General features: G+C 50.3%; 17 protein-coding genes. 11 read left to right on the top strand and 6 right to left on the bottom strand.

Annotation, left to right across the window (positions count from 1 at the left end):
• The first annotated feature begins 24 nt into the window (after positions 1–24).
• The 10 genes from bamA to tilS all read left to right on the top strand — a co-directional run bounded on the left by bamA (position 25) and on the right by tilS (position 12,992).
• Positions 25–2,496: an outer membrane protein assembly factor BamA gene (gene bamA, locus CDA54_RS05415; RefSeq protein WP_099033984.1), complete on the top strand. Its 2,472-nt coding sequence runs from the start codon at positions 25–27 to the stop codon at positions 2,494–2,496.
• 46 nt (positions 2,497–2,542) lie between these two features.
• Complete coding sequence (locus tag CDA54_RS05410) at positions 2,543–3,058, top strand: OmpH family outer membrane protein (RefSeq protein WP_099033983.1); 516 nt, start codon at positions 2,543–2,545, stop codon at positions 3,056–3,058.
• A 16-nt stretch (positions 3,059–3,074) separates the two neighbouring features.
• Positions 3,075–4,121: a UDP-3-O-(3-hydroxymyristoyl)glucosamine N-acyltransferase gene (gene lpxD, locus CDA54_RS05405; protein WP_099033982.1), complete on the top strand. Its 1,047-nt coding sequence runs from the start codon at positions 3,075–3,077 to the stop codon at positions 4,119–4,121.
• Positions 4,122–4,568, top strand: a complete 447-nt coding sequence (gene fabZ, locus CDA54_RS05400; RefSeq protein WP_099033981.1) for a 3-hydroxyacyl-ACP dehydratase FabZ — start codon at positions 4,122–4,124, stop codon at positions 4,566–4,568.
• A gap of 4 nt (positions 4,569–4,572) precedes the next feature.
• Complete coding sequence (gene lpxA, locus CDA54_RS05395; protein ID WP_099033980.1) at positions 4,573–5,343, top strand: acyl-ACP--UDP-N-acetylglucosamine O-acyltransferase; 771 nt, start codon at positions 4,573–4,575, stop codon at positions 5,341–5,343.
• A gap of 9 nt (positions 5,344–5,352) precedes the next feature.
• On the top strand, positions 5,353–6,507 hold the full coding sequence (lpxB, locus tag CDA54_RS05390; RefSeq protein WP_099033979.1) for a lipid-A-disaccharide synthase: 1,155 nt from the start codon (positions 5,353–5,355) through the stop codon (positions 6,505–6,507).
• A complete protein-coding gene (gene rnhB / locus CDA54_RS05385) occupies positions 6,494–7,081 on the top strand; it encodes a ribonuclease HII (RefSeq protein WP_373286077.1) in 588 nt (195 codons plus the stop codon). Before lpxB ends, rnhB begins: the two co-directional genes overlap by 14 nt.
• Positions 7,082–10,549, top strand: coding sequence for a DNA polymerase III subunit alpha (gene dnaE, locus CDA54_RS05380; RefSeq protein WP_099033977.1), 3,468 nt, complete (start codon positions 7,082–7,084; stop codon positions 10,547–10,549).
• 116 nt (positions 10,550–10,665) lie between these two features.
• Positions 10,666–11,622 carry an acetyl-CoA carboxylase carboxyl transferase subunit alpha gene (gene accA, locus CDA54_RS05375; protein ID WP_099033976.1) on the top strand — a complete coding sequence of 319 codons (957 nt, stop codon included), beginning with the start codon at positions 10,666–10,668 and terminating at the stop codon, positions 11,620–11,622.
• A 44-nt stretch (positions 11,623–11,666) separates the two neighbouring features.
• On the top strand, positions 11,667–12,992 hold the full coding sequence (gene tilS, locus CDA54_RS05370) for a tRNA lysidine(34) synthetase TilS (RefSeq protein ID WP_143452261.1): 1,326 nt from the start codon (positions 11,667–11,669) through the stop codon (positions 12,990–12,992).
• A gap of 48 nt (positions 12,993–13,040) precedes the next feature.
• Here the strand turns inward: tilS and CDA54_RS05365 are convergent, their stop codons facing one another.
• The 3 genes from CDA54_RS05365 to CDA54_RS05355 form a co-directional block, all read right to left on the bottom strand.
• The gene (locus tag CDA54_RS05365; RefSeq protein ID WP_099033974.1) at positions 13,041–13,925 is read right to left on the bottom strand and encodes a GGDEF domain-containing protein; all 885 of its coding nucleotides are present in this window, start codon (positions 13,923–13,925) and stop codon (positions 13,041–13,043) included.
• Positions 13,926–14,008: 83 nt separating this feature from the next.
• Positions 14,009–15,136: a patatin-like phospholipase family protein gene (locus CDA54_RS05360; protein ID WP_099033973.1), complete on the bottom strand. Its 1,128-nt coding sequence runs from the start codon at positions 15,134–15,136 to the stop codon at positions 14,009–14,011.
• A 205-nt stretch (positions 15,137–15,341) separates the two neighbouring features.
• Positions 15,342–16,199 (bottom strand): MBL fold metallo-hydrolase, encoded by an 858-nt coding sequence (locus tag CDA54_RS05355; RefSeq protein WP_099033972.1) that lies wholly within the window; start codon positions 16,197–16,199, stop codon positions 15,342–15,344.
• Positions 16,200–16,273: 74 nt separating this feature from the next.
• Between CDA54_RS05355 and CDA54_RS05350 the strand changes: the two genes are divergently transcribed.
• Entirely contained in the window at positions 16,274–16,597 is a 324-nt protein-coding gene (locus CDA54_RS05350) for a hypothetical protein (RefSeq protein ID WP_143452260.1), read from the top strand.
• A gap of 346 nt (positions 16,598–16,943) precedes the next feature.
• On the opposite strand, the gene CDA54_RS05345 is transcribed toward CDA54_RS05350, so the two are convergent.
• The 3 genes from CDA54_RS05345 to rnt all read right to left on the bottom strand — a co-directional run bounded on the left by CDA54_RS05345 (position 16,944) and on the right by rnt (position 20,151).
• Positions 16,944–18,653: a proline--tRNA ligase gene (locus tag CDA54_RS05345; RefSeq protein WP_099033970.1), complete on the bottom strand. Its 1,710-nt coding sequence runs from the start codon at positions 18,651–18,653 to the stop codon at positions 16,944–16,946.
• Positions 18,654–18,756: 103 nt separating this feature from the next.
• The gene (gene tsaA, locus CDA54_RS05340) at positions 18,757–19,503 is read right to left on the bottom strand and encodes a tRNA (N6-threonylcarbamoyladenosine(37)-N6)-methyltransferase TrmO (protein ID WP_099034092.1); all 747 of its coding nucleotides are present in this window, start codon (positions 19,501–19,503) and stop codon (positions 18,757–18,759) included.
• A 12-nt stretch (positions 19,504–19,515) separates the two neighbouring features.
• On the bottom strand, positions 19,516–20,151 hold the full coding sequence (gene rnt, locus CDA54_RS05335) for a ribonuclease T (RefSeq protein WP_099033969.1): 636 nt from the start codon (positions 20,149–20,151) through the stop codon (positions 19,516–19,518).
• Positions 20,152–20,191 lie beyond the last annotated feature (40 nt).

The following is a 20,191-nucleotide window of genomic DNA, read 5'->3' as shown; positions in this document are numbered from 1 at the left end:
AGTAGTTTGGATGAAGAATTTTTGATGAAGTTGAAACAGTTAGTTGTAGCCGGGTTGATGCTATCCGGGGCCTTCTTTGCATCGGCTGATAATGCCAGCGAATTTGTAGTGGAAGACATAAAAGTAGAGGGGTTGCAGCGCGTTGCTCTCGGTGCAGCGCTGACTTACCTGCCTGTTAAGGTAGGCGACAAGCTGAACGCATTTCGTATTTCTCAGCTGATCCGTTCTCTATATGACTCGACGCACTTTGAGAGCATTAAAGTTCTGCGGGACAATGGCACGTTAATCATTCAGGTGCGCGAGCGCTCCACTATCAGCCGGATCAACTATGAAGGCAATGAAGACATTAAGGATGAACAACTGCAGCAAAGTCTGGAAGATAGCAATATTCGTGTAGGTGAGCCGTTGGACAAGACCGTTCTGACGTCTATCGAGAATGGGCTGAAAGACTTTTACTACAGTATCGGTAAGTATAACGCCGATGTCAGTGCCATCATTACGCCGCTTCCCCGTAACCGGGTTGACCTGAAATTGCTGTTTGAAGAAGGCGATGCCGCTGATATCAAACAGATTAATATTGTTGGTAACGAAGTTTTCAGTGACGGTGAATTGCTGGAACAGGTGGAGCTACGTTTTGACACCCCCTGGTGGGACTTTCTCTCAGAAACCCGTTATCAGAAGCAGAAACTGACCGGTGATATGGAAACGCTGGAGAGTTATTATAAAGACCGTGGTTACCTGCGTTATACACTGGACTCTACCCAGGTTTCGATGACGCCTGACAAGTCTGGTATCTATATCACGCTGAATGTTGATGAAGGTGAGCAATATACGATTTCAGAGGTGGAACTGATTGGTGATTTGCTCGGACAGGAAGAGAATATAAGCCGCATTCTGCCCCTCTCTGAAGGGAAAATGTATAATCTCGCCGAAGTCACCTATACCGAAGAGTTCATCAGCAAGTACCTTGGCCGCTTTGGTTATGCCTTTCCTGAAGTGACCACCATCCCTGAAATAAATGACGAAGAAAAAACCGTTAAGCTGACCCTGTCGGTTGATCCCGGCAAACGCATTTATGTCAGACGGATTAACTTCAATGGTAACGATGTCACTGCTGATGAAGTGCTTCGTCGTGAAGTCAGGCAAATGGAAGGTGCCTGGTTGTCAAATACAGCGCTGGAATCTTCAAAAGCCAGGATGTCTCGTTTGACGTATATGGAAGAAGTCGACTTTGAAACCGTACGACTACCGGGTGAAGAAGACAAAGTGGATGTGAATTTCAATGTTAAGGAGCAACCCTCAGGTTCCTTTAACGCTGGCATTGGTTATGGCGATCGCACCAAACTGAGTCTGCAGGCCGGCATTCAGCAGGACAACTTCCTCGGTACAGGTAAGCGGCTGGGGCTTAATCTGAATACGGTTTCCTATCAGCAAAGTGCTACCATTTCCTATACGGACCCCTATTTTACCATTGATGGTATCAGCCTGGGTGGCACACTATTCTATTCAGAGTTTGATGCTGGCAGCGCCAATCTGGTGCAGTACAAGAACAAGTCCTGGCAACTGGGTGCAAACTTCGGCTATCCGGTAAATGAATATAACCGTCTTAATTTTGGTGTTTCGTATAAGTACAACGAGATCTCGCAACTGCGAACCTATGAGCAGATCAAAAGTTTTTATGACATGTTTGCTGACCCAAGCAATCCTGACGCAGGCATTGAGTTTAATACCTATGAGCTCAGTGCAGGCTGGAGTCGCAGTACGCTGAACCGCGGTGTATTTCCGACGGCTGGTTCGTCGCAGCGGGCCACGGCTAAAGTGACGGCACCATTTTCTGATGTAGATTACTTTAAACTGAGCTTCGATACCAAGTTCTACTTCCCCTTGTCCAGAGATCAGCGCTGGTCCTTCCTGGCCAGATTAGAAGCGGGCTATGGCAACGGCTATGGGGATCTCGATGGTAATGATCAGATTCTTCCTTTCTGGGATAACTTCAGAGCAGGCGGTAGTGACTCACTGCGCGGCTTTGAAAACAACACCGTTGGTCCACGGCCTATTTATCGTCGGCCCAGTACGATAACGGCCCCTGATGGCAGTCAGATTCCGCTCGGTCCGAATGCCGACACAATTACCGATACCACCCGGCTGCGGGCTATTGGCGGCAATGCTATGGTACTTGGTGGTGTGGAATTGATCGTTCCGACCCCGTTTGTCGACGAAGAACTGGATAATTCCGTGCGTACCAGCTTGTTTGTCGACGTGGGGAATGTGTGGGACACTGAATTCAGAATAGAAAACTATGACAGCCTGGCCGAGTCAGAGCGCAATAAGATTGCTGATTACTCGGATATCGGTCGTTTCCGCGCTTCTGCCGGTTTATCGGTACAGTGGCTCTCACCCATGGGGCCCATGATTTTTAGCTTTTCCCGTATTCTTAAAGAGGAAGATGGCGATGAGAGTCGTTTCTTCTCCTTTAACATCGGGCAGACATTCTAATAAAATAGGCCTGTATTTGGCTTAGTATAATTTTAAGGAGAGTATTTTGAATAAATTTAATAAAGGCGTATTAGCCGCAGCCGTATTAGGTACATCTATGCTTAGCTCTGCAGCCATGGCAGCGCAGAAAATTGGTGTGGTCAATGTACAGGGTGTTTTCCAGTCTCTGCCCCAGGCCGCAGTGATTCAGGAAAATATCCGAAATGAATTTAAAGATCAGATCGAAGAGATCGGTCGCATGGAAAAAGACATTAAATATTACATGGAAAAACGTGAGCGTGACGCCGCCACTATGAGCGATGCCGAGCGTAAAGAGCTGGAAGACAAGCTGATTTCCTTGCGCGATGAGTATGCTGGCAAAACACAGCCTCTGCAGCAGCAGATTCAGACCCGTCAGGGCGAAGAGCGTGACAAGTTACTGGGTTTGATTAAGCAGGCTATTGATGGCATTGCTGAAAAAGAAAACTATGATCTGGTATTAAACTCAAACGCCGTTGCTTACATGGCAGAAGCCAATAATCTGTCTCAGCAAGTCGTGGATCAGGTGAGTAAGATTAAATAACAGGCCCCATTGGCAGATGAAAACCTATAGTCTCAGCCAACTGGCGGAGTACCTTGGTGCCGAGGTTCAGGGTGACGGCGATGTGACTATTCACGCCGTTTCCACCCTGGCCAGGGCAGGTAAAGGTCAGATTTCCTTTTTGTCCAATAGCAAGTATCGTAGTCAGCTCAGAGACACGAGGGCTGATGCGGTGATTGTGCAGGCTGAGGATGTTGCGTTTTGTCCGGTTAATGCGCTGGTCATGAACAACCCTTATGTGGGATTTGCGCGATTAGCTCAGTTAATGGACACGACCCCGGCAGCGGCCGACAGCGTATCGCCCCATGCGGTGATCGCTGTTGATGCTGAGCTTGGACAGAATGTCGTCATTGGTGCCAATGCCGTTATTGATTCCGGTGTAAAGCTCGGTGATCGGGTACAGATTGGTGCAGGCTGTGTGATCGGTAAGAATGTCACTATTGGTGCCGATACCAAGCTTTGGGCTAATGTGACCCTTTATCACGATGTACAGATTGGCAGCAATTGCCTGATTCAGTCTGCTGCGGTAATTGGTGCCGACGGTTTTGGTTATGCTAATGACAATGGCCACTGGGTTAAAATTCCTCAGTTGGGCCGCGTGATTATCGGTGACCGGGTGGAAATTGGTGCCAGTACCACTATCGATCGGGGGGCACTGGATGATACCCGTATAGCGGATGGTGTGATCATCGATAACCAGTGCCAGATAGCCCACAACGTAATGATCGGCGAGAACACGGCCATTGCCGGTTGTACTGTGGTGGGTGGCAGTACCCACATAGGGCGTAATTGCACTATCGGTGGTTTGAGTGCCATTACCGGGCATATCAACATTGCCGATAATGTTCACTTTACCGGAATGAGTATGGTGACCAAAGGTGTAAGTCAGGCGGGAGCGTATTCTTCCGGATTGCCTTCTCAGCCTAGCCGGGATTGGCGCAAAGCCGTTGTAAATGTGCGTAACCTTGACCGACTCGGCCAACGTGTCAAAGAGCTTGAAAAACACTATTCAGAGCACGACAGTGCAGGCAAAGGAGACAGCTAGTTGGCTAACGGGTTAAAGCGTATCGAAATTGAAGAGATCATGGAATTATTGCCCCATCGCTATCCGATGCTGTTAATCGACAGGGTGACGGAGTATGAATTGGGTGTTTCCATCAAGGCCTATAAGAATATCTCGTTCAATGAACCTTGTTTTACCGGGCACTTTCCTGGCAAGCCTATTTTCCCCGGAGTCATGATCCTTGAGGCCCTGGCACAGGCAGCAGGGGTTCTGGGTTTTAAGACAGCGGGAAACTCAGACGATTTGTATCTGTATGCCGGTATCGATAAAGCCCGTTTTAAGCGTCCGGTAGTCCCTGGTGACCGGCTGGACTTTGACGTGGTGCTAATCAAAGAGAAGCGCGGAATCTGGAAATTTTCCGGTGTGGCCAGTGTGGATGGTGCCGAGGCCTGTAGTGCCGAATTCATGTGTGCAATGAGGAAGATGTAACAAGGTGATCCACCAAACAGCCCTAATTGATCCCAGCGCCAAACTCGGTAACAACGTTCAGGTTGGTGCCTATACGGTCATCGGTGCAGATGTGGAAATTGGTGACAACACGAAAATTGAATCTCATGTTGTGATCAAAGGTCCCACACGCATCGGTAAAGAGAATCATTTTTACCAGTTTTGCTCAATCGGTGAAGATTGTCAGGACATTAAATATGCTGGCGAACCCACACGTCTGCAAATCGGTGATGGTAATACCTTCAGAGAGTGTGTCACTGTGCACAGAGGCACAGTTCAGGATAATTCACTGACTCAGATAGGCCATAACAATCTGTTGATGGCGTATGTCCATCTTGCCCATGATTGTATGGTGGGTAGCCATAATATCTTTGCCAATAATGCCAGTGTGGCAGGCCATGTTCACGTTGGCGACTGGGTCATATTGGGCGGCATGTCAGGGGTTCATCAGTTTTGCCATGTAGGATCCCACAGCTTTTGTGCCGCCGGCACCATATTACTGCGTGATTTGCCTCCCTATGTAATGGTAGGGGGGAAGGGGGCTAGCCCTCATGGCATTAACGCTGAAGGCTTGCGACGTCGTGGTTACTCAAAAGAGAGTATTTTGCAGATCCGCAGGGGTTATAAAGTGCTTTATCGCAGTGGTAAGACAACTGAAGAAGCGCTGCAGGAATTGCGAGAGATGACAAAGCAAACCCCGGAACTGGAGTTGTTAGTGGAATTTTTGACTCACTCATCCAGGGGCATAGTCCGCTAACCTTAGCTTATGACAAAGTCAGCTATCCGAATTGGTATTGTCGCCGGAGAAGCCTCCGGCGATATTTTAGGTGCCGGTCTTATTGAGGCCCTGCGTAATCGTCTGCCAGAGGCCGAATTTGTGGGTATTGGCGGACCACAAATGCAGGAAAAAGGCTGTAAGACCCTGTTTGACATGGAAGAATTGTCGGTTATGGGGCTGGTGGAAGTGTTGTCACGTATTCGGCGTTTACTGGCCGTGCGCCGCGCTTTAGTTGAGTATTTTACTCAACACTCCCCGGATGTTTTTGTAGGTATTGATGCACCGGATTTCAATCTCTGCCTTGAGCAGAAGCTCAAAAGCCATGGCATACCCACTGTGCATTATGTCAGCCCCACAGTGTGGGCCTGGCGGGAAAAACGTATTGTAAAGATTGCCCGGGCCACCAATATGGTGCTTAGCCTGTTGCCCTTTGAAAAAGCCTTTTACGATCGCCACCAGGTACCTTGTACTTTTGTCGGCCACACTCTTGCTGACGCGATTCCGCTGAATCCGGATCAACAGGCAGCGAGGCAAAGCCTGGGGCTTGCAGATTCAGATAAGGTGTTAGCGGTATTGCCTGGCAGCCGGGGAGGAGAGGTACAACGCCTGCTACCACCATTTTTACAGACGGTGAGCCTTTTAAAGCAACAGAATCCTGACCTTAAGGTACTGATCCCGGCAGCCAGTCAGAGACGCCGGAAGCAGATTGAAGCCGGACTTCGCGAGTGTAATATTCAGGCAATAGTACTGGATAGTCAGTCCCGTCAGGCGATGATTGCTGCCGATGCGGTTTTACTGGCCTCAGGCACGGCATCTCTGGAAGCGATGTTATGCAAAAAGCCGATGGTGGTAGCGTACAAGTTTAACTGGCTGACTTACCAGATGGGCAAGCGTATGTACAAACCACAATGGTTCTCATTGCCCAATCTGCTAGCCAATGAAGAGCTGGTTCCAGAACTGGTTCAGCACCAGGTAGTTCCGCAGCATATGGCTGACAAATTACAACCGATGCTGGAAAAGAGCGATCCGGCACTTATTCAACGCTTTGAGGCGTTGCACCGGCAGTTAAAACTCGGCGCTGATGAACGTGCTGCTGATGCGATTATCGGAGTATTGGGCATGGCCAATGATGCAAAAAAATAGGCTTATTGCCGGTGTCGATGAAGTGGGCCGGGGGCCACTGGTGGGGGATGTAGTAACGGCGGCGGTGATTCTCGATCCCAGGTACCCTATTGATGGATTGACCGACTCAAAGGCGCTGAGTGAAAAAAAGCGCCAGTACTTTTTTGCCCTGATTAAAGAGAAAGCCCTGTGCTGGGCTATCGGCAGAGCCAGTCCGGCGGAAATTGACCGTCTGAATATTCTGCATGCCACCATGCTGGCCATGGAGCGGGCAGTGGAGGGGCTGTTTATTCAGCCTGAACATGTATTAGTTGACGGCAATCGATGCCCGAAATGGCGCTATTCCAGTGAAGCTATAGTAAAAGGCGATGGTCTTATCCCGGCCATATCAGCGGCTTCTATTCTGGCCAAAGTTACCCGTGATACAGAAATGACTGAATTATCGAAGCGTTATCCGGACTATGGTTTTGACCGTCATAAGGGCTACCCTACCGCAGCGCATCTTCAGTGCCTGGCGGAGCGCGGTCCTATTCCCGAGCATCGGCTCAGTTTTAAACCTGTGCAGCAGGCATTGAAAAACGGCAGGACAATATAGATGGCTGAACCAGATTTCGTACACTTACGGGTGCACAGTGACTTTTCTATGATGGATGGCCTGAACAAAACCGGTCCGATACTGGATAAGGTCAACTCGCTGAATATGCCAGCTGTGGCAATTACCGATCAAATGAACCTCTGTGGTCTGGTACGTTTTTATGATAAAGCGCATAACCTCGGGATAAAACCCATTATCGGTGCCGACTTCTGGGTTCAGAGCGAAGGGCTGGGGGAACAGCTTTATCGTCTTACGCTGCTGGCGAAGAATAATCAGGGGTATCAGAATATAACCCAGCTTATTTCCAGAGCCTATTTGCGTGGACACATCCAGGAGAGGCCCGTTATAGAGCAAACCTGGCTGGCTGAACATCGTGAGGGTATTATTCTGCTTTCAGGCGCTATGGAAGGCGATCTGGGAATCGCTCTGACGAAGGGTAATACTGAGCTTGCTGACAATATTCTCGACTTCTACCAGCGTTATTTTGCTGATCATTATTACCTTGAACTGATACGCACGGGTCGCCCGGGTGAAGAAGAATATCTGCATCAGGCGGTAAAGGTTGCTGCTCAGCGTCAGCTGCCTGTTGTTGCCACCAATGAAGTCTGCTTTATAGAAGCACAGCACTTCGATGCCCATGAGATTCGGGTGGCTATTCATGATGGTTACACGCTGGACGATAAACGCCGTCCTAAACGCTACAGTGCTCAGCAGTATCTTCGCAGCAGTGAGGAAATGACTGAGCTGTTTGCCGATATACCCGAGGCACTACAAAATACCGTAGAGATTGCCAGGCGCTGCAACGTTACCGTGCGCCTGGGCGAATATTTTCTGCCTAAGTTCCCCACCGGGGATATGACAGACGAAGATTTCCTGGTGATGAAGTCTGAGCAGGGACTGGAAGAACGACTGGAATTCCTGTTCCCTGAAGCGAATGAGCGGGCGAGCAAGCGCGGCGAATATGATGACCGGCTCAAAATTGAGCTACAGGTGATCAATCAGATGGGCTTTCCCGGCTACTTTCTGATTGTGATGGAGTTTATCCAGTGGAGTAAGGATAACGGTATCCCGGTTGGACCCGGCAGGGGTTCCGGCGCTGGCTCTCTGGTGGCCTACGCACTGAAAATTACCGATCTGGACCCGCTGGAGTTTGACCTGCTGTTCGAGCGCTTTCTTAATCCTGAACGGGTTTCTATGCCGGATTTCGATGTGGATTTCTGCATGGACAGGCGCGATGAGGTGATCGATCACGTGGCGGATCTCTATGGCCGTGAAGCGGTATCCCAGATTATCACCTTCGGCACCATGGCCGCTAAGGCAGTGGTGCGCGATGTGGGGCGGGTCTTAGGTCATCCTTATGGTTTTGTGGATCGTATCTCTAAGCTGATCCCGGGCGACCCGGGCATGACCCTGGCCAAAGCCTTCGATGTGGAACCCCGCCTGCCGGAAACCTATGAGCAGGATGAAGAAGTCCGTGATCTTATCGATATGGCCCGTATTCTGGAGGGTGTTACCCGAAATGCCGGCAAACATGCCGGTGGTGTCGTTATCGCGCCGACCAGAATCACTGACTTTTCACCTTTATATTGCGACGAGCATGGCCAGTATCCGGTAACTCAGTTTGATAAAAATGATGTGGAAACGGCCGGGCTGGTTAAGTTTGACTTTCTGGGGCTGCGTACGCTGACGATTATCCAGTGGGCACTGGATATGATCAAATCCGGTCAGGGCAAAGATATTGATATCACCGCCATACCCCTTATCGATCCGCCCAGTTTCAGGGTATTGCAGAATGCTGAGACGACGGCGGTATTTCAGCTTGAATCCCGTGGTATGAAGGATCTGATCAAGCGCCTGCGCCCGGACAGCTTTGAAGATATTATCGCCCTGGTGGCCTTGTTTCGCCCCGGTCCTCTGCAATCGGGCATGGTAGATAACTTTATTGATCGCAAGCATGGTCGTGAAGAAATATCCTACCCCGATGCGCAGTATCAGCATAAATGCCTGGAGGAAATACTCGAACCCACCTATGGCATTATCCTGTACCAGGAGCAGGTGATGCAGATTGCTCAGGTGATGGCGGGATACAGTCTCGGCGAAGCAGATTTGTTACGTCGGGCTATGGGTAAAAAGAAACCCGAGGAAATGGCCAAGCAGCGCGAGGTGTTCAGAGACGGGGCGGCGAAAAATAATATTGATCCCGACCTGGCAATGAAGATCTTCGACCTGGTGGAAAAATTCGCAGGCTATGGTTTCAACAAATCACACTCTGCCGCTTATGCTCTGGTGTCCTATCAGACCTTGTGGCTGAAGACGCACTATCCTGCTGAATTTATGGCAGCCGTGATGTCGGCAGACATGGACAATACGGACAAGATCGTCACCCTGGTGGACGAATGTCAGCGCATGGAACTGACGGTATTGCCGCCCGATGTGAATACCGGCCAGTATAAATTTTCGGTCAATGAGCAAGGTCAGATAGTTTACGGTATCGGTGCCATAAAGGGGGTCGGAGAAGGTCCTATTGATGCGATTATCAATGCCAGGAAGAAGGATGGCAGTTTTACCGATCTGTTTGATTTCTGTGCACGACTGAACCTCAAGCGTATAAATAAAAGGGTGTTGGAGAAGCTGGTGCTGGCGGGGGCGCTGGATCATCTGGGGCCACATCGGGCGTCACTGATGGCCAGTTTACCTGAAGCTATTGCTGCAGCGGATCAACATGCCAGGGCTCAATCCTTTGGTCAGGAAGATATGTTTGGCTTGCTGAATACTGAACCGGAGCAAGTGAAGCAGGCTTTTGCCGAGGTACCGCAGTGGCAGGAAAAAGTGTGGCTTGAGGGTGAACGGGAAACGCTGGGTTTGTATCTGACAGGCCATCCGATCAACCAGTACCAACAGGAAATTGGTCACTACAGTCATGGTCGTCTGGTGGATATTAAACCCACGGGGCGAGAAGGCAGTGCTACAGTGGTCGGGCTGGTCATTGACATGAGAGTATTGGTTAACAAAAAGGGCCGTCGCTGGGCAATTGTGACACTGGATGATAAAAGTGCCAGAATGGATGTGCGCTTTTTCCCGGATATGCTTGAAGAATATGAAGCTGTGCTGCAAAAAGATAAAATTTTGGTAGTATCGGGACAGGTCGGCTTTGATGAGTATTCGGGGGGCAATACAATGTCGGCCCGTGAAGTCATGGACATTGTCCAGGCCAGGGAAAAAAATGCCAAAGCGGTTATACTGCAAATTCAGCAACAACAATGCAGTGTCGAGCGTGTAACCCAATTAAAAGGGTTATTGAATCAGTATCAGGGGGGAACCTGTCCGGTTCAGTTTGATTATTATCACCCTCATGCACAGGCGTTACTGGTGGTGTCGGCGAGTTGGTATGTAACCCCGGATGATGACTTATTGCATCAGTTGCAACAGATATTGGGTGAGGAGCAGGTCAGACTGGCATTTCATTAGCCAGTGCTGTGCTCCGGAGCGCCGCCCGGGGATTGCCACAGAGGCATCTCCGGGGTGGCAGTCGAATTTTTATTTTCCCTGCTACAGGGGAATTTCAGACGTGTTAAGGTCGTGGGATGAGTTTGAACTATCTGAGTTTTGAGCAACCAATTGCAGATTTGGAAGCCAAGATCGAAGAATTGCGCCTGGTGAATCAGGGTGGGGAATTCGATGTCGGGCTGGAAGAAGAGATCACCAAGCTCAGAGAAAAAAGTGCTGAGCTGACCCGCAAGATTTTCAGTGATCTGGGTGCCTGGCAGGTTTCCCAGCTAGCCCGTCACCCCTTGCGTCCTTATACGCTTGATTATTTGCCACGGATTTTCACCGGTTTCGATGAACTGGCCGGTGATCGTGCCTTTGCCGATGATAAAGCCATTATTGGTGGCTTAGCCATGCTGGACGAACTGCCGGTGATGGTTATTGGCCATCAGAAAGGACGGGATACCCAGGAGAAAATCAAGCGTAACTTTGGTATGCCGAAACCCGAAGGTTATCGTAAGGCGTTGAGGCTGATGAAGATGGCAGAGCGTTTTAATCTGCCAATTATCACCTTTATCGATACGCCTGGCGCCTATCCGGGTGTTGGTGCAGAAGAGCGGGGCCAGAGTGAAGCTATCGCTCAGAACCTCAAAGTGATGGCGGGTCTTAAGGTACCGGTTATTTGTACTGTGATCGGTGAGGGTGGCTCAGGCGGCGCATTGGCTATCGGCGTTGGCGACAGGGTAAATATGCTGAAGTACAGCACCTATTCTGTAATTTCACCCGAGGGGTGCGCATCAATTCTGTGGAAGAGTGCGGACAAAGCGCCATTGGCTGCAGAGGCGATGGGGGTCAGTGCTCAGCAGATCCAGAAGCTAGGCCTGATCAACAACATCGTCGATGAGCCTTTAGGCGGTGCTCATCGTGATTATGACGGCACAGCAGCAAGTCTGAAGGCCTGCCTGAAACAGCAATTAGTGCAGTTACAGAAACTGGCTATCCCGGAGCTGTTGGAAGAGCGGTACCAGCGGCTGATGTCTTTTGGATATTGTTAAGAGAATCAGATGAAGAGCCGCGCCAGCGGCTCTTTTTTTACCCTATGCTTTATTTAGAGTTTGAGCATTGTCTGCTGACTTATCTGACCGCCTCTCAGCCGATATATGTGGCCTATAGTGGCGGTATGGATTCCCATGTAGCACTGCATTTGCTGGCACGCTTTGCAGCCAGACATCCTGAGCATCAGGCTGGGGCTGTGCATATCCACCACGGTCTGAGTGCCAATGCCGATAACTGGCTGGAGCATTGTGCCGGTGTCTGTAAAACCATGGGCATACATTTTGTGAGTCGCCGGCTCTCAATCAGCAAGAGCAAAGGAGAGAGTCTGGAAGCCCGGGCCAGAACAGCACGCTATCAGGCGATTGGCGAGAGCATACCGCAAGGGGCTATGGTGTTATTAGGCCAGCATCAGCAGGACCAGGTGGAAACCCTGCTGCTGCAGTTAAAACGTGGGGCCGGACCTAAAGGGTTGAGCGCTATGGCTGAGCACTCGCGATATGACGGGCTCGACTATTGTCGACCTCTTCTGCAATGCTCTTTGCAACAACTCAGGGAGTACGCATCAGTGCACAGGCTGAGTTGGATTGAGGATGAATCCAATCAGGATCTGACCTTTGATCGTAATTTTCTGCGTCACCAGATTATTCCGCTGTTAGAGCAGCGCTGGCCGGGTGTGCAAAAGACCGTTGCCCGAAGTGCCAGGCTCTGCGCTGAGCAGCAGCAATTGCTGGACCTGCAGAGTCAGGCCAATCTTGAGCTTGTCAGGGGAGAAGCGGGTACGCTGAGTTTGCCGGCGCTGGCAGGGTTTTCTTGCCAATGGCGTAAACAGATTATCCGCTTCTGGTTGGCAGAGCAGGGGGCTGAAATGCCTGCTCAGACCATATTGCGCAGACTGGAAGAGGAGCTGATCGCTGCCAGTCAGGATGCCAGTCCCTGTATTACCTGGGGTGACTGGCAGTTAAGACGTTTCGACCAGGCGTTGTACTTGCTCAGAGGCAAACCTGCAGAGGCTCCCAGGCCGGTAAACTGGAACGGTGAAGCGCAGGTGATACTCAGTGACGACCGTCGTTTGTGTTTTCACCAGGGACCCGTTCCCCCGGGGCGGGGACAGTGGACAGGTCTGCGTGTTGAACCTCCTGTTAGCATTGAGTTCAGTGGCTGGTCAGAACGCTTCCGGCCAGCCGGGGCTAAAGTGAGTAAGCCTCTTAAACACTGGATGCGTTTGTGGAAAATACCGCCCTGGCAAAGAGCGCAGGTACCCTTACTCAGACATCACGGAATTCTGGTTGCCGCACTGGGGTACGGTGGTGCAGATGAATACCAGCCAGGGAGTGGCGACAAACACACTGTTTGGGTGGCAATGGCCTGACCGGATACTCTGTTAAACCGGCAAATTGTTGCCGTATCGAAGAGGAGCTCAGGCAGATTCCACGCTGTTGTAGTGCGCTTCTTTTAATTGATACAGGGCCAGATCGGCTCGTTCAAATAAACTCTCACTGCTGTCTCCCTCACGATATAAGCTGACTCCTATACTACAACTGACACGATGCTTAACCAGCAAAGGATAGCTCTCCATGGCGCGGCGAATACGCTGGGCAATGCAAAGCATGGATTTTTGATCGGCTTGTTCAATCAGGCAACAAAACTCGTCACCCCCGAAGCGAAAGGCAAAGTCGGTATCCCGCAGGCAATCGCTGATAGCTCTGGCCACATTGATTAATACCTTGTCACCCTCCTGATGCCCATATTCATCGTTGATGGCCTTGAATCTGTCCATATCCAGTACCACTAAGCCAAAACGGTTGTTATTACGTTTGGCGTGGCTGATAAGGCGGTGCAGAGCGTCATCGAAACTGGCACGGTTACCCAGCCCTGTAAGATGGTCTTTGGTGGCCATGGTGGCCAGCCGGGCGTGCCCCATAGCATGAGCCAAAGGTGCGACGATACAATCATGCAGTTCATGCAGCAGACGTTGTTCGTGATTAGAGGGTCTGTGTGCAAAGCGATAGCTTATACTGATATGCGGTTCGATGTGGTGCGGGGCTTCCAGCTGGCGATGGTAGACGCCAGCGAGACCCGCCGCATAACCCTGCTCAGGAGCATGAATCTCAAACCCTGTTACAGTGAGACGCTCACCTAACACCGTCAGGGCGATATCAGCGAGCTTATCGATATTCAGAGTTGATAGCATGCGCTGGAGAATAGTCAGCATATCGCTATCAGACAGTAAACGCCGTGATTCGCCAAAATGGAAGAATCGGTCCTTATTGGTGCTGTTATATAAAGGGGCTAACTGGTCCACAACTCACTCCTGCCGGATATTTGACGTCAGGTAAACGCATTACTCTTGGTTTAGTTGTGAGCAAAAGATGTGCCAGATGTGGGTCAGATTTCCAGGAATGCGCCTATTTCTTCCTGGCGTTGCAGTCCGTCCTCATAGCCTTGTTGGATCAATGCCTGACAAAAAGGGCCGTCGAAGAGTAAGTAGCTGAGCAAACTGGACTCGGAGTCCGGGCGAATTCCCATCAGCCGCATCAATGAGCGTACTCCCCGGGGCAGACGTTGATAGTATTGTGCCGCAATGTCATTGAAATTGACCTTGGGATTGATCACGAGGCAATCAATGGGTTTTAGATGGGTGGCCTTGCGTTGCTTTTCACTCAGCAGCGACAAGGTATGATTGATACGATACAGGCGCTCCAAATCAGAATGCAGCGTATCCGCAAAAATAGTATCCAGCAGATGCCCGGCAATCATGGCGCTGCTCGGGTGGTGCTGAATCTGATGCTGCTTATCCGGTTTGGGCTGTTCCACGCCAATTACAAGGATCTTCTCCGCTCCCAGGTGTATAGGCGTGCTCAGGGGGGATAGCTGGTGGATAGATCCGTCACCATAGTAATTTCCTTCGATACGAACGCTGGGAAATACCAGCGGAATCGCGGAAGAGGCCATCAGGTGTTCGACATTCAGCTGGGTGATGATGCCCTGACGTTTTGCCCTGCGCCAGGATGAAAGATCAGTCGCGCCCTGGAAAAAGCTGATCGATTCATTGGTACTGTAGCTCGACGCAGTCACGCTGATAGCTTTCAGGTGACCTCGCTGAATATTGCGGTCAATACGACTAAAAGCCATGTCTTGTCTGAGTAGTCTGTTCAGTGGGCTATTGTCCAGCAGGCTGGTGGGCCGGCGCGGTTTGTCTTTCGTCTGCAGGCCCTGTAACTGATTCTTCAGCAGATAGCCAAACACTGAACCTAAGTCACTTTTATACACCTGCTCGCTGCGGAAGTTTTTCCAGACCCATTCCATCTTTCTGACGCCAAGATGATAACAGGAAGCATAACTTGCCAGCGACGTTGCATTGATGGCGCCGGCTGACGTGCCGCAAATGACAGGAAAGGGCAGGCTGTGGCTGCGGGGCAGTAAATGGGTAATGGCCTTTAGCACGCCAACCTGGTAAGCGGCACGTGCACCACCACCGCTAAGCAGCAAAGAGAATCTATGTCGTTCCAGCATATGTAAGAATTTATCCAGATAATCGACCCATGATGCGCAAGTCACAAGGGCTTGGCTTCAGACCGTATATTATTCGGTGTCTCTGTGAATTATGCCAGACGGCCATTCTGCAGATGTTCAGCAACGCTCCTGACGTCATTGTGCCGGTATAGTCACTCAGCGTCAAAACACCGGGACCGTTAAATCCCGGGTCTGTGAGTTTCAATTATGCAGAAGGGTTGGTATCAAAGTCGATGCAGATCCCTTCTGCAGCGGCAAAGAGTTGCAGGTCCATCTGTCCGATTTCAATGACGTCCTGGCAGTGGCGCTCCAGTGCTTCAATCTCGTCATCGGTACGGATCTCGTCGTGGCTGTATAACGCCAGACGTTTAGCCTGGCAGGCCATCGCCAGTTTGACGGCTTCTTCTGCAACAGAATGGCCCCAACCCGATTTTTTCGGCATATCCGACAGCATATACTGCGCATCATGGATTATCAGGTCGGCGTCTTTGGCAAAACTGACCCAATCCATAAAATCTGTGGTTTTCTTATAGGGAGGATAAAGTTCATTGTCGGTGATATAGGCAACCCGTGTATTGTCAGCCTCAATTAAAAATGCACTGCCATTGCCCGGGTGGTTCATTTTATTCCGGGTAATGGTGGCACTGTTAATGGACCAGGCAGAGGTGTTGTCCGGAATCGACTGGATAACAATATTGGCGGGCAGAGTCTGATAATCTACCGGGAAATAACTGCCGCTCATTTGCTCCAGAATGGCATTGGGCGCATCCGGAGAGGTTTGCCCCGGGGTGATATAAATATTTCTGTCAGGTTCATAAATAGGGGCAAAGAAGGGAAACCCCTGAATATGATCCCAATGATTGTGGGTCAGTAACAAATAAATATCGCCTTGCTGTTTGATCAGCTTTTTACCCAGGCTGCGGATCCCTGTTCCGGCATCGAGAATAATATCCGTGCCGTCAGCCAGTTCAATGTGTACGCAGGCAGTATTACCGCCGTAGCGGATGTACTCGGGCCCCGGCGTGGGCACTGAACCCCGGACACCATAAAAGGTTAATTTCATATTCTTATCTGACCTGCCGCCAATCTCAAAATCGAATCTATCTGTTTATAACAGTATAAGTTACAGCATCATGGATGTGCGATCAGCTTTTGTCAGGTATATTCCGGGGAATATCTGTATATCCCCTGAGAGACGTTCCCGAACACTCCGGAATACGACCGCCAGGGATGGCGGAAGTGCAGGTTACGCAGGAGCAGTTCACCTGCCGACCGCCAGGGATGGCGGAAGTGCAGGTTACGCAGGAGCAGTTCACCTGCCGACCGCCAGGGATGGCGGAAGTGCAGGTTACGCAGGAGCAGTTCACCTGCCGACCACCAGGGATGGTGGAAGTGCAGGTTACGCAGGAGCAGTTCACCTGCCGACCACCAGGGATGGTGGAAGTGCAGGTTATAACCTAATGCTAGTCAGTTAAGCTGACTGGCATTTTTTATACCCCTTCAAGCTTCCCAGTCAAGCCGATAACCTGGCTGTCCCTGCTGGTATGACACACCGTCCCTGGTGTGCCAGTGACCTTTGCATTGGGCATCCCTGCCCAATGCCTTTCAGACCAGCTAAAGCTGTCCTGAGCGAAGGACTTTTAGGTTACCTTTGTGTCCTTACAAAGGTAACTGGCTCGAAGGGACGAGAGACATAAAAGACAGGGAGGTCGATGTCTCTCTATACCCCAATCTATACGGTCGTGTATCCTTAACTGACCGACATTAGGCTTTTAACCGACATTTTTAAACTGATGGAGGGGCGCGATTAAAGCCCTTTAACAAACCCGACGATATCGTTGAGCGCCATCAGTTGTTTCTCACCACTGCGACGGTTCTTGTACTCCACCTTTTCCTCATCAAGGTTGCGTTCACCAATGATAATCTGGTGAGGGATACCCACCAGTTCCATGTCCGCAAACATTACACCGGGACGCTCCTTACGATCATCAATCAGAACGTCAATTCCGGCTTCGAGCAACTGATTGTAAACCTGATTGGCCGCTTCCTGAATACGATGAGATTTGTGCATGTTCATGGGAATAATCGCCACGTTAAACGGGGCGATGGCATCCGGCCAGGTGATACCGAACTTGTCGTGGTTCTGTTCAATGGCGGCGGCAACAATGCGCGTGACGCCAATGCCATAGCAGCCCATAGACAGAGGCTGGTGTTTACCCGACTCAGTCAGTACGCCACAGTTCATTGACTGAGAATATTTATCACCAAGCTGGAATATATGGCCCACTTCGATGCCGCGTTTAATTTCCAGTACTCCGTTGCCATCCGGGGAAGGATCGCCTGCCTGTACATTGCGAATATCTGCGCTTTCTCCGGGTTCAACGTCTCGTTGCCAGTTAATATTGAAAAAGTGCTTACCATCAATGTTGGCCCCTGCGGCAAAATCACTGATACTGGCCACACTGTGATCGATAATAAAGGGAATGGGTAAATTAACCGGGCCTAATGATCCCGGGCCGGCGCCAATGCTGCGACGAATTTCTTCTTCTGTGGCAAAGGTCAGTGGCGCAGCGACCTGATCTAGTTTTTCCGCTTTCACTTCATTTAGCTCATGGTCACCGCGAACCAGTAAGGCAATCAGGTCACTTTCACAACTATCACTGGCTTTGACCACCAGCGTTTTAACGGTTTTTTCTACCGCAACAGGAAATTGTTCAACCAGTTCAGCAATGGTGGTGGCCTTTGGTGTTTCTACCAGATGCATTTCACCCTGCGGAGCATCAGGAGCGGAGTTGCTGGGGGTCAACTCTGCCATCTCCACATTGGCTGCAAAGTCTGATTCGGTACTGAAGGCAATGGCATCCTCACCGGAGTCGGCCAGTACATGGAATTCATGTGACATACTGCCGCCAATGGAGCCGTTGTCGGCAATAACGGGGCGGTAGCTGAGGCCAATGCGCTCAAAAATGTTACAGTAAGCCCGGAACATATTCTGATAAGACGTTTCCAGTGACTCCTGAGTCAGGTGGAAAGAATAAGCATCTTTCATGATAAATTCGCGGCTGCGCATCACACCAAAACGGGGACGGACTTCATCGCGGAACTTGGTCTGGATCTGAAACAGATTAAGGGGCAGTTGCTTGTAGCTGCTGACTTCCCGTTTTACCAGATTGGTGATCACTTCCTCATGGGTAGGGCCTAATACAAAGTCCCTTTTGTGTCTGTCATTAAGACGCAATAATTCAGGACCATACTCGTCCCAGCGTCCGGATTCCTGCCACAGGTCTGCGGGCTGTACCATAGGCATCAAAATTTCCAGTGCGCCGGCTCTGACCATTTCTTCACGTACAATGTTGGTAACCTTATTAAGTACCCGGAGCCCGCTGGGGAGCCAGGTATACATACCCGAAGCCAGCTTGCGGATCATACCGGCACGAATCATCAGCTGATGGCTGATAATTTCCGCGCTCGCTGGTGTTTCTTTCTTGGTTGATAGTAAATACTGACTGCTTCGCATAGGCATCACTCAATAATGGGTACCCCTGTGTGGTACCTTGACCAAAAATCGGGCGCCATTCTAACAGTCCCCCCGTCAGGGCAGAAGTATAGTTAACAGATTTTTATGCTTTTTCAGCACAAATGACCTCAATGCCCGTCACTTCAATGCTATTTTCTACACTTTGCCAGTGAATGTTGAGGTTATCCAGACATATAGCAAAAGCTTGAGGGCCGGATTGACTGGCCTTGTAGGCCGGACGTGGATCCTGTTGCAGTACAGATTCAATCAGGTTTTTCATTTTTTGAGGGTCATCACTGAACTGCTGTAACTGTGTTAATGCAGCTGGCGAAAAACGCACAGCAACAGATGAGGGCAGATCGCTGGCGAAACCTCCAACAGCGTTTGGATGTGCATCGGCGTAGGGCAGGTAAGGTTTGATGTCTATTATCGGTGTGCCATCGAGCAAATCCACACCTTTAACCTTTAAACAAACCTGGCCCTGATGGCTGCTCAGGCTTTCAAATTCCACCACCGACAGGCCGATACCATTAGGTCTGTGGGTACTGCGACTGGCAAAAACGCCGACACGCTGATTGCCCCCCAGTCTCGGTGGCCGTACAGTTGGCTTCCAGCCCTTGTTTAGGGTCTGATGAAACTGAAACAGTATCCACAGATGGGAAAATTGCTCAATACCACGAAAACAGTTGATGTCGTTAAAGGGCGCAAAAAAGTAAATTTCACCCACTGCCTCTTTAACCAGACCGGGCTGGCGGGGAATGGCAAATTTCTGTTTATAGGGGGTGTGGATTATGCCCAGTGGCTGCAGAGCATCAGGTAAAGTCAATAAGCCCGGATCAGGTGTTGTCATTCGTTTGTCCATTCAGGCCGGGTCTGAGAGCGGCCAGCCCCCCAGTTGTTGCCAGCGATTGACGATCATGCAAAACAGATCCGCAGTTTTTGAGGCGTCATACAGGGCCGAGTGGGCTTCATTCTGATCAAAAGGAATCGCTGCTGCCTGACAGGCTTTTACCAGTACGGTTTGTCCCAGAGCCAGAGCCGCAAGGCTGGTGGTGTCAAACGAAACAAAAGGATGGAAGGGGGTGCGTTTGATAGCGCAGCGCTCGATGGCGGCATTAACAAAACTCTGATCAAAGGCGGCGTTATGCGCCACGATGACTGAGCGCTGACAGTCCGCCTGCTTTTGTTGCTTGCGGATCTGTTTACACAGGTCTTTCATTGCATCGGTTTCTTCGATGGCCCCACGCAACGCACAGTCAGGATCGATACCATTAAATTCCAGTGCCGCTTTCTCAAGATTCGCACCTTCAAAAGGATGAATATGATGATGAAAGGTCTGATCTTTTTGCAGTAAGCCCTGGTCGTCCATTTTTAGTGTTACCGCAGCGATCTCCAGTAAGGCATCTGTGCGAGGGTTAAAGCCCGCGGTTTCTACATCAATAACGACCGGAAAATAACCTCTGAATCTGTGCTTGAGTTGTGTATGTGGCGCTGTCATTGTGACCTTTTAGCAACTGTGGGGCGCGGCATTATGTCAA

It is taken from the genome of Lacimicrobium alkaliphilum (genome assembly GCF_002591895.1).
Taxonomy (GTDB): Bacteria; Pseudomonadota; Gammaproteobacteria; order Enterobacterales; family Alteromonadaceae; genus Lacimicrobium; species Lacimicrobium alkaliphilum.
Note: the sequence above shows the minus strand (reverse complement) of the source record. Positions and strands in the feature narration are given on the sequence as shown.